This is a genomic window from Bacillota bacterium (assembly GCA_024655925.1).
In the GTDB taxonomy this organism is placed as follows: Bacteria; Bacillota; DTU025; order DTU025; family JANLFS01; genus JANLFS01.
Genome location: JANLFS010000032.1, coordinates 1 through 10,029, shown reverse-complemented (window position 1 = coordinate 10,029; position 10,029 = coordinate 1). Strand labels below are relative to the sequence as shown.

Genomic DNA, 10,029 nt, shown 5'->3' with positions numbered 1-10,029 from the left:
TGCAAGGCTCTTAGGGATCTCCAAGAACACCGCGTTCGCCTGGAGACACAAAGTCATCTCCAGGCTAGCTGGGACTTACGCCCGGACTAGGCTCTCGGGGATCGTGGAGACGCATCAGCTCGTCATGGTTAAGTGCCACAAGGGCTCTCCGGAGGCCCGGAGTGCCCATGCGATGAACCGAAAGCCAGGATCCCGCCACATCCTGTTCCTCAACCCTCGCTCAGAGAGGGTCTATGTCCTGTTTGCCCTCGATCGGTTCGGGAACATGGCAGCTGAGCTCGTGCCTGGTGAATCCCGAGTCGGGTTCGACGAGATGATTCGGGATCGGATCGCGCCCGGGGCTCGAGTGTGCATAAAGCGCGGAATCGGGCATTGGCCGCCTCCAGGCACGCAGAGCCTGGGGCTCACGTGGACAACGCCCTCCCGCTCCCGGGCCAACTGAAGATGCCGGGCCCGCGAGCCAAAGTCCGGCGCGAGCGTTGTTCTGCAGGTCCCTGGTAGCGCTGGCACACCCGCGAGTCTGAGCATGATTCCCAGACGGTCAGCGGGAGGACGAGCATGAGGGTGACATTTTCTCAGACGGATCAAGTCCGAAAAGAGGTGACTAAATCACAGCCGGTTGACACATGTTTTGGAGCCGCCTGATCTGGGGTCAGGTTCCGCGGCCAGCTTATGGCCACAAGTCTCAAACGCCGCGCCCCGCCGGGACCAAGCGGCAAAGTGGTGGGAAGGAGGCGAGGGCCGGGGCGCAACACGCCCCGGCCCTGGTGGATTCGCTGAAGTGAGATTCTGAGATTCGCCGACGTGGAACCTTTACACTCTAGAGCACCGCCAGGAACAGCGGACCACTGCCAACAGGGACCGTTGCCTGCACGAGGCTTTGCGCTGCGTCCACTATGGATACGGTGTCATCCGCGAAATTCGAGACGATGACGAACCGACCGCCTCCCGTGGTGTCTACTCCGATTGGAGAGTTGCCGACGGTGATCGTTCCTACCTGGCTGTGGGTGAATATGTTGACCACCGATACCGTGCCCGAACCCTGGTTGGTCACATAGGCAACCTGCTCGGAAGGAGCGGTCGCCACCCCTGTAGGAACGCTTCCCACGGGGATCGGCGTCCCGGAGGCTGCGGCCAGCGCGGTGTTGATGGCGGTCACGTCGTCGCTCACCTGGTTGGCCACGAGCGCGAGAGGTTTGCGCCTGGCAATGTCTATGTCCTCCGGGTCAGTCCCTACGGTAACCCGATCCACTTCAAGGTTTACATTCAGATCCACCACCGCAACCTCGTCCGCGTTGGGCAGGGTGACGTAGGCAAGGAGGCCGTCTGGGGTTATGGCCGGGTGAGCGGCGCCCGTGCCGAAGGGAACATCTGTGACAACCACGCGCCGAATGGCGTCCACGACAGTCATGTTGTCGCTCAGGAAATTAGCGACATACACATACCTATTGTCCGGGGAAACCGCCACCCCCTCGGGACCATTGGCAGGGAACGAGGGCGTGGCCAGGTTGATTGTGGCCACGACTTGATTGTCGAAGGTTCTGATGACCGATAGTGTGTCGTCTCCGAAATTGGAAACGTAGACGAATCTCTTATCTGGGCTGACTCTCACCGCGTACGGCAGTGAACCAACGGGAACCGTTGTGACCTCTCTCGCCCTCACGACATCAACGACTGAGACAGTATTGTCGAAGAAATTCGGGACATAGGCTATTCCGCAGTCGAAACAAGCCGGGGCGAGATCCACATCCGCTTGAGCGCCTGGGGCTATCGTAGCCTCTTCCCACTTTCTGGGCCAAGAGGCGTCCTTCTTAAGACATGATGGAAACCTCTCCGGATCAAGGGTGTTCATTCTGGCCATTGCCGACCCTCCAGTACTGGTTTCGTGTCGACACATCCATATGTTCCTGAAGGGCGGAATGTGCGTCTAGCTGGGTCGTGTCTTATGCGCGTTTTGGACTGCCATTGTCCTGCATGCCAATGGTCCCTTATGGATGCGAGCCCTCACCTGCCCGTGCGAGATTGCGTTCGGCCCAGATGAATGGATCTATATGGACAACGGCACCGTGACCAACACGTGGGGGCGTCTCCGACGACAACTTCCCAACATCGACCTTGCCCGCGGCGAGGATCTCGAGGGGCAATTGACCCTGTCCACCCCCGCCTCAGCCGGCGAAGAGCGTGAGGTAGTCGAGGACGTGCCTTGTGGAAAGAAATCGCCGCCGCACGGTCTCCCTCGCCGCCCTGCCCAAGCTCTCTCCAAGTTCGGGGTTCTCCAGGAGCTGTGTTATCCTGTCCGCACACTCCGGCGTCGTCCGGACCAGGAACCCGTCGCGTCCGTCCGTGATCTGCAAGGCACACCCTGTCGCCCTCCCCGCCACCACTGGTCTGGCCTTCCACATGGCCTCAGTGATGGTTAGGCCGAACCCCTCTCGCATGGATTTCTGGACGACCACATCGGCCCCGAGTTGGAACGCAGCCACCTCAGGAGCGTGGACACCGTCCTCATTCGACAACACATGTATGTCCGGGTCCGACTCCGCCTCCCGTTTCAGGTCCGCGAGCAACCTGACCCCCTCCGGATCGTCGGACGCAATAGCGCCTACCAGGGCAAGTTGCACGTCAGGGTGCTTCTCCTTCACAAGCCGGTAGCTATCCACTACCCCAAACGGATCCTTCCACGGGTCAAACCTGGACACCTGCACGATCATCCGCCTTGATGGATCCAGCCCAAAAGCGGCCAGTGTCTCGCGCACCTCCAGCTCACTCTTCACGACGTTCTTAGGGCTTGTGGGGTCTATGGAAGGCGCTATCTCGTGGATGGGCACGGAAATCTCAGGCCGTCCGTACGCTCCTGTTGTCACGATAACCCCGTTGTGCAAGTTCACGTAAGGGTGGAGTCCCCGCCACGTCGACTCGAGAGGCTGGGAGATGTCTATGTGGCACCGCCAGAACCAGCGGCACCCCGACAGGCCCGCCAGAGGGGATTGGCGGAGGAAATGCCGGACGGCGGCGGGTTGGGGGTCGTGCACCACCACCACATCCCAGTCATCGCTGGGGAAGCCCGAGGCAAGCGCCTGGTTGACTTCGACATAGAGATTCCATTCTGTCTCGGAAAGCGGAGCCGCCATGCCCTGAAGCGAGTTGTGTATCTTTTTGGTGACTTCGAAGAATGCTTCAGGCGCACCCTCGATCACATACCAGTGAGCGTCGATCCCCGCGTCCCGCAGAAGCGGCACGATGGTGTAGAGAAGCTCCGCAACGCCTCCCCCGTATGAGGTGGAACTGAGATGCAGCACCTTCAGACCCCTGAGCGCTCGGCCGCGCGACTCAACCTCCCGGACAGCATCCTCTCCCGAATGCGGCACGTGGTCCAAGAGAGACTTGGCGGGCACATCCACTTCCCGGAACATCACAATCCCTCCTGCTCGAGGCCGGCTCCTCACTTGGAGACCCAGCCAACCATTCCTCTTACGTAGTAACGCTGCAGCAGCACAAAGATGAGGATCGGGACTATCATGACAAGTATCGCCCCTGCCGCAAGGACACCCCAGTCCACGTGAAACACCCCGCGCAGAAGGGGGATCCTCTGCGTTGCAAGCAGCTTATCCGGTGAATACACCAAGATGAGGGCCAGGAAGAAGTCACTCCACACCCACATAAACTGCAGCACCGCTGCGGACGCCAGAGCGGGAAGAGACATCGGGAGGATGATATTGAAGAAGATCCGGAAGTCCGACGCCCCATCCACCCGTGCCGCTTCCTCCACCTCCACGGGCAAGGTGGTGAAGAAGTTCCTCATGAAGTAGAGAATCCAGGGGATGCCCCACGCCGCGTGTAGAAGCACCAGCCCGAAGTGGGTATCGACAGCGCCCAGGTCCCGCATGATCCGGTAGATGGGAATAGCGATCATCTGCTGGGGAAGAGTCATCAGGATGACGATGGTGAGGAAGAGGTAGTCCCTCAAGCGGAACCTGAAACGGGCAAACCCGTAAGCCGCGGTGGAGGCTGCCAGGATCGGCAGGATCGTGCCAGGGATGGCAACCTTTAGGGAATTCAGCATGCCCCGCGCCAGGGGAGCGGCAGGGTGGTTCCACGCCCCTACGAAGTTCTTGAACGTCGGTGTGAAGCTGGCAAACCGCCACCATCCGCGGCTGATTTCGGACAGCGGCCTGAACGACGCCATCAAGACTCCGAGGAACGGGATCAGCCACACCAGGCCTATCAGCCAGGCTAGAACGTTGACGGCAAGCGCGGACCTGCTCTTCCGTTTCATCGGCTCACCCCTCCGCCTTGATAGACCTGATCATTGGTATCGCCACCAGCAGCGCCAAGAGCATCAGCACAGTGGATACCACCGCTGCCGCATTGAAATTGAACTCACGGAACGCGTACATGTACATCTGCAAGGCGAGCACGTTTGAGGCGCCACCTGGCCCGCCCATCGTGGCGACAAAGACTATGTCGAAGATCTTGAGGACCCACAGGAACGTCATGGTCACCACTACACTGGTCACGGGTTTCAACATAGGGACCGTGATGGCGAAGAACTGCCGCGCCGGGCTGGCGCCATCGATCCTCGCAGCCTCATAGACGTAGTCCGGTATCGTCTCCAGGCCCGCGGAGTAGAGCACCATGCTGAACGGCGTCCACAGCCAGAGCGATCCAAGGATGAGTGCGAAAAGTGCAGTGTCTGGATAAGCCGTCAGAGTCTTCGGGGTGAACCCCACCAGGCTCATGAGAAATGGAACTATCCCAACACTCCCATCGAAAAGGAAACGGAGAATAATCCCCCCGACGATCATGGGAGTAACCATGCCCAGGAATATCACGGACTTGATTATGGCCCCGCCCTTCACGTCCCTCAATGTCACCGCGAGTATCAGGCCGAGGAAAACAGTGAGAGGAAGGTGAATCAAGACCCACAGGAAGTTGTGGACGAGCGCGCCAAAAGGAAATCCGCGCTGAAATCCTCTCGGATCCACCAGTTCCGGCTGAGACATCACGTCCGCGTAGTTGGAGAGAAAGACGAATCTGCCTTCAGGGGTGAAGAAGCTTATGTAGATGGTGTTCGCCACCGGGTAGATCACGAAAACCAAAAGAAGCAGAATGGCCGGAACGAAGAAGAGCGAGCGCACGTGCTTCTCCCTCACTGACCGATCCCTCCCGTCCCTTGGATGGTAGAGGACCGGGGGAGGCCGATGAGACCTCCCCTGCGCGCGAGCACGCTGTTTTGGGTTGCCTACTTAGAGGACTTCCTCTGGAGGGTGTCGAGGACCTCGCCAACCCTTCCGGGGCTCACCCAGAGGAGCTTGAGCTGATCCCAGAAAGCTGTCTGGAACTCTCCGCCTACCGTGTCATCCAAGTCGCTGAGAGCGACGCGGCCGCGGAGAAGGTTCGCCACTCCCCGGTCAACCGGCGGGTAGGCATCGAGCGCAACGTTCGCATATGTGGCGATGTGGCCACCCTGCTTGACCTGGATCTCCTGGCCCTTGGTGCCGAGGAACTCGAGGAGTCTCTTCGCCTCAGCCGGAGCCTTGGTGTAGGCCGGAACGAACGCGTAGTCCGTGGCGAACACTACCCCCATGGCACCCGGAAGTGAGAACACGCCCAGATCGTTCGGGTCTTTGACCATGCCCGTGATCCAGCTCCCCATGAAGTACAGGGCATAGTCCCCGCCCCACCACAGATCGAGGGCCATGGTCCATTCGATCGGTTCACTGAAGTACCCCGCCTTGAGCAGCGGAACCAGCCTGCCTTCGAAGATCCCCCGGACCACGGGATCTGTCCACGAGATACTGCCCGCCGCAAGGCTCCTGTGTAGCTCAGGGCCGCCAAACGTCGCAATGAAGTGTTCCGTCACGTCAGAAAGCGGCCAGCCCACTCCATCCCCGCTCACTATCGGGGCCTTGATTCCGGGTATCTTCTTGATCTTCGCGAGAAGATCTGTGAACTCAGGCCAAGTGGTGGGGACCTCAAGCCCGTGCTTGGCGAAAAACGACTTTCTGTACCAGAACCCGGGCTTCACCTTGCCAGTGTAGACCGTGCCGTAGATCTTGTTCCCGACCTTCAAGGGATCGAGAGCACCCATGAGGAAGTCGGCCTCGCGGATCTGCCCTGTCACATCCAGGATGTGGCCGGCTTGCGCCTGCTTATTGATGAACCACGCCCACATGAAGATCACATCGGCAGGGGCAGTCTTAGCGGCGAATTGAGCAGGAAGGAGAATGGCCAAGTCTTCAGCCCTGTAGATCTGGTAGTCTACCTTTATGCCTGTCTCCTGCTCGAACGCCCGAAGTACTGGCAGGAATGCGTCCATCTCCGGTCCCGACCAACCGCCTATCACCGTGAGCTTCTTCTCCGCCGCGGAGATGCTGAAACTTGCGCAGATAAGCACCGCCAGAGCCAAGGTCAGTACTTTTCTTTGCATCTTTCTCCCCTCCGTATCGGTTTTTCGGGCTTCGCAGACAGTTCTTTTCTGACCGCGGAATCACAGGATCCCTCGACTACCACCTCCGTTCCGGGGGAAATCAGCCCATCACAGCGCCTACACCGCTGACCGCCGGCGCAGGTCCGGACGACTCTCCCACCTGAATCTCAACAGGCAGAGTCAAGTGGGCAGGCAGGGAGGAGCCCCCCTCAATCATCGTGATGAGGATCTCCACCGCCTTGCGTCCCAGTTCTGCAATGGGTTGCCTTACAGTCGTGAGAGACGGATCGGTGTACCGAGACATCGAGATGCCGTCAAAGCCAACAACTGAGATGTCGGCCGGAACAGACAGGCCTTCCTCGCGCAGGGCTTTGAGCGCTCCAAAGGCCATGACGTCGTTGGACACAAAGACCGCAGAGATGCCAAGACCGCCTGAGAGGAGCTCGTGCATCGCCTCATGCCCTCCAGCCTGGGTAAAGTCCCCCGAGATCACGAGATTGCGGTCCACCCGGAGGCCGGCCTCGGAAAGGGCCTGCTCGTAACCGCCGTATCTTGCGGCTGACGCCGTCTGATCCAGTGGCCCTGTAATGCATCCGATCCTCTTGTGGCCAAGCTCGATCAGGTACCTTACGGCTTTTGCCGCCCCTTCCCTGTTGTCGCCACTCACCCAAGAGACCGCAGGGTCAGGGCAGAAGCCGAGGAACACAAAAGGGAGCCCCATCTCGCGCAGGACCGACACGCGTTCGTCCCTCTGCTTGGGTTCGGTCAGTATCATTCCGTCGACGCGGGCTGGGTCCGCCAGTTCCATGTGGGAACGGCGGGCGCCGGCATCATCCCCCTCCATTGCGGACAGGAGGAGGCTGCATCCTTTCTTCATCGCGTAGTCCCCGACACTCCCCAGGAACTCGAGATAGAAAGGGTCCGACAGGGATCTGGGGGCACATGGAACTGCGAGCCCAATAGTGTTGGTCCGCCTCGTGGCAAGCCCTCGCGCCACAGGGTGTGGCCGGTAACCCAACCGTTCCGCAAGTGCACGCACCCGCTCTCGTGTCCCTTGGCTAGTGCGGGAGTCACCCGCGAGTGCCCTCGAAACCGTTGACTTGGACACCTTGAGGATGTCAGCCATATCCTGCAAAGTCGGCCTCATGACAGTTCGGCCCCTTCCGTTGTGCAAACGGTTGCGCTGCGTAGCATATCGATGATTAGCTGCAATTCTCGCATGACACTTCCCAGTTTGTGCAACCGGTTGTTACGTTCGACGGACATGTGTCCATTCCTGCTCTATCCGCGGAAAATTGTGGGGTTATAGAGTACGATGTGGCGTGGGCTGCTGTCAGCGGGGAAAGATCCCTCCGCCGCCTCGCCAGGAGACGAATTCTCCTTTCCCGAGACCAACTCGAACAGAAGGAAAAAACGAATGAGTGTTGAATTATTCGGCAACAACACGCGTATCGGATCGATGTCCCATACGAATAAGGCACACCCGCCGAAAGACGGGGCCGCAAAGCCACGGGGCTGCAGGAACCATGGTTCCTATGCCAGCCGGGCTGCCGAAAGGGGCCGGGAACTCCCGAGACTCTTCCCTTTCGAGAAGAGTCTCTTCGTTATCTAGTCAGCGCGCCTTGGTATGACGTCCGGCGCGCATCTCCCTCCGGCGGCAGCAGCGAAGAGCGCGGCATGGAACGCAGGCGTCCGCCGCGGCTGTGAGAGGAGGACCGGTAAGATGCACGACGGGACGGCGTTGCTTGAGCGGTACAGAGAGTCGCGCGACCCCAAGATCAAGCAATCCCTGACTCTCCTCCACATGGCTCTGGTCAAGCGCGTTGCCCGCGGGATTCCCAGGCCCTGGATCCCTGGAATCGACCGCGAGGACATCATCAGCTGCGGCGTGATAGGGCTGATGGAAGCAATTGACAGCTACGACCCGGCCCATGGCGTCAGGTTCGAATTCTACGCTGCCAAACGCATCCGCGGGGCCATACTGGACTATCTAAGACGCATGGACTGGGTACCCAGGTCAGTACGGCAGAAGGCCCGCGCCATAGAGCGCGCCAGTTCGGCGGCAGAGGCAGCTCGGGCCGCGGTCGTCACCGCAGGCGCGACCGCAGACTCAGACACGACCGCATACACGCCCCAGACCGCCGAGACTTCCTCGAACCGGCGATCCCGAATACAGGACATCGCGGCGTTCCTCCACAGCGACGTGTCCACCGTATACGAGTGGCTGCAGGACATAGGAAGATCGATATGCGTGTCCCTGGACGCGCTCGCAAGCCCGACGGAAGCGGACACGGATTGCACTATGTATGACTTCCTCCGGAGCCCGTCAGGCCCCGATCCCGCGGATTGCTTCCAGGAGTCGGAGACCGAAGCCATACTGGCTGAGGCAGTGGACTCCCTGCCTGGCCGGGAAGCCGCAGTCATCAGGGCATTCTTCTACGACGGGCTTTCCATGGGCGAGATTGCAGACATGCTCCACGTCTCAGAATCGCGAGTCACCCGGGTGCGAACGAAAGCAATAACCAGACTCCGCGGCCGGATGGAGCGACTCAGGGCTCAGATAGCGGTCTAGGGTTGGGGAGGAATTGATTGCGGCAATCCGCCTGGATGAGTTCGAAGCGGTCTTTAAGGCCGTTCAGCATGTCGAAAGAGATGACCCCGTCGTGCTGCAACCGGCCAACCACGATGCCGGGAGCAATGCCGAGGTCATCAGCAAACCTCTGGACTCGAGAGCTGCTGATCCGACCTCGCTGAGACAGGAACTCAGTATATCGCTGGGGAGGGATGAGGAGATCCGCGGAGAATTGATCCGCCTCAGCTTCGAGTTCATCGCTGATCTGTCCGTCATCAACAAAAATGGCCTTCTTGGAATGAAAGAGAACATGCCCTGCTTCGTGGAAGAAGGTGAACCAAAGCTGATCATTGGTCTTATAGCGAGCGCTCAGCTGGATCACGGCCTTGGATGCGCCAACCCACTGAGTCCCCCCGGATGCCCGGCACCCAGGCAATTCGGGAACAAACACCGCAGCCACGCCCGCATCTGCGCATAGCCTCTGCAGCTCCGGAAGGAACACTTCCGGGGTTTCACGAGTCAATCCCCTGATTGCGCGCAACGCCTGTCTGAACTTCTTCCGCCCGTACGCGGCACACTCAATCGCCCTGCCCTCCAGTTCTCCTCGTCGCAGCCAAGCTGCAAACGCCCCAGGGTCCGCATTGAAAGCAGCGGACTTCCTGGCAGCCGCATTACGCTGCAGCCACACACTCTCCCAAGCGGTCGGAGATGCTACACCGAAGAACTCAAGCGCCGCCTTCACCTGGTCTGCCGGATCGGCATGCCTCGGCATCCACCCAAGCTTCACCATCGAAGAGACTGGAAGCCGCTTGAGCCATTCCTTTTGTGAATCCAGTTCCTCTCTGGACCTCCTTCGCGCCAAGAATTCCTGATAGTGCCGATCCCGCTCCAACCAGAAGCGCGCGGGTATTCCAAGAACATTCTCCAACTGAATAGCGGTATCCGGGGTTATTGATGCCTTCCCTTTGATGATTTCGTTGATAGTCTTGATGGGCCTGCCCATGCGCCCCGCCAAATCTGTTTGAGT

The 10,029-nt window shown here is 59.7% G+C and carries 9 protein-coding genes and 1 riboswitch; of the genes, 2 read left to right on the top strand and 7 right to left on the bottom strand.

The features are described from left to right. On the top strand, positions 1 to 442 hold a 442-nt coding region (locus tag NUW23_06665; protein ID MCR4425861.1), incomplete at its 5' end, for a hypothetical protein. Between the two features lie 378 nt (positions 443 to 820). On the opposite strand, the gene NUW23_06660 is transcribed toward NUW23_06665, so the two are convergent. The 6 genes from NUW23_06660 to NUW23_06635 form a co-directional block, all read right to left on the bottom strand. Then, the gene (locus NUW23_06660) at positions 821 to 1,861 is read right to left on the bottom strand and encodes a YncE family protein (GenBank protein MCR4425860.1); all 1,041 of its coding nucleotides are present in this window, start codon (positions 1,859 to 1,861) and stop codon (positions 821 to 823) included. A gap of 304 nt (positions 1,862 to 2,165) precedes the next feature. After that, a complete protein-coding gene (locus tag NUW23_06655) occupies positions 2,166 to 3,413 on the bottom strand; it encodes a glycosyltransferase (GenBank protein MCR4425859.1) in 1,248 nt (415 codons plus the stop codon). Positions 3,414 to 3,442: 29 nt separating this feature from the next. Then, complete coding sequence (locus NUW23_06650) at positions 3,443 to 4,276, bottom strand: carbohydrate ABC transporter permease (protein MCR4425858.1); 834 nt, start codon at positions 4,274 to 4,276, stop codon at positions 3,443 to 3,445. A 4-nt stretch (positions 4,277 to 4,280) separates the two neighbouring features. Then, the gene (locus NUW23_06645; GenBank protein MCR4425857.1) at positions 4,281 to 5,153 is read right to left on the bottom strand and encodes a sugar ABC transporter permease; all 873 of its coding nucleotides are present in this window, start codon (positions 5,151 to 5,153) and stop codon (positions 4,281 to 4,283) included. A gap of 89 nt (positions 5,154 to 5,242) precedes the next feature. Next, entirely contained in the window at positions 5,243 to 6,430 is a 1,188-nt protein-coding gene (locus tag NUW23_06640; protein MCR4425856.1) for an ABC transporter substrate-binding protein, read from the bottom strand. 100 nt (positions 6,431 to 6,530) lie between these two features. Continuing rightward, a complete protein-coding gene (locus NUW23_06635) occupies positions 6,531 to 7,577 on the bottom strand; it encodes a LacI family transcriptional regulator (protein MCR4425855.1) in 1,047 nt (348 codons plus the stop codon). Positions 7,578 to 7,896: 319 nt separating this feature from the next. Continuing rightward, positions 7,897 to 7,985: riboswitch (cyclic di-GMP riboswitch) on the top strand. Positions 7,986 to 8,153: 168 nt separating this feature from the next. On the opposite strand from NUW23_06635, the gene NUW23_06630 reads away from it, so the two are divergent. Next, positions 8,154 to 9,002, top strand: a complete 849-nt coding sequence (locus NUW23_06630; protein MCR4425854.1) for a sigma-70 family RNA polymerase sigma factor — start codon at positions 8,154 to 8,156, stop codon at positions 9,000 to 9,002. Here NUW23_06630 and NUW23_06625 read toward each other — a convergent pair. Continuing rightward, a partial coding sequence (locus tag NUW23_06625) for an ImmA/IrrE family metallo-endopeptidase (protein MCR4425853.1) occupies positions 8,980 to 10,029 on the bottom strand: 1,050 nt, incomplete at its 5' end. The two genes, NUW23_06630 and NUW23_06625, sit on opposite strands and share 23 nt — an antisense overlap.

Coding starts and splice junctions, on each gene's coding strand:
- NUW23_06660 (MCR4425860.1), bottom strand. CDS start 1,861: ATGGCCAGAATGAACACCCTTGATCCGGAGAGGTTTCCATCATGTCTT.
- NUW23_06655 (MCR4425859.1), bottom strand. CDS start 3,413: ATGTTCCGGGAAGTGGATGTGCCCGCCAAGTCTCTCTTGGACCACGTG.
- NUW23_06650 (MCR4425858.1), bottom strand. CDS start 4,276: ATGAAACGGAAGAGCAGGTCCGCGCTTGCCGTCAACGTTCTAGCCTGG.
- NUW23_06640 (MCR4425856.1), bottom strand. CDS start 6,430: ATGCAAAGAAAAGTACTGACCTTGGCTCTGGCGGTGCTTATCTGCGCA.
- NUW23_06635 (MCR4425855.1), bottom strand. CDS start 7,577: ATGAGGCCGACTTTGCAGGATATGGCTGACATCCTCAAGGTGTCCAAG.
- NUW23_06630 (MCR4425854.1), top strand. CDS start 8,154: ATGCACGACGGGACGGCGTTGCTTGAGCGGTACAGAGAGTCGCGCGAC.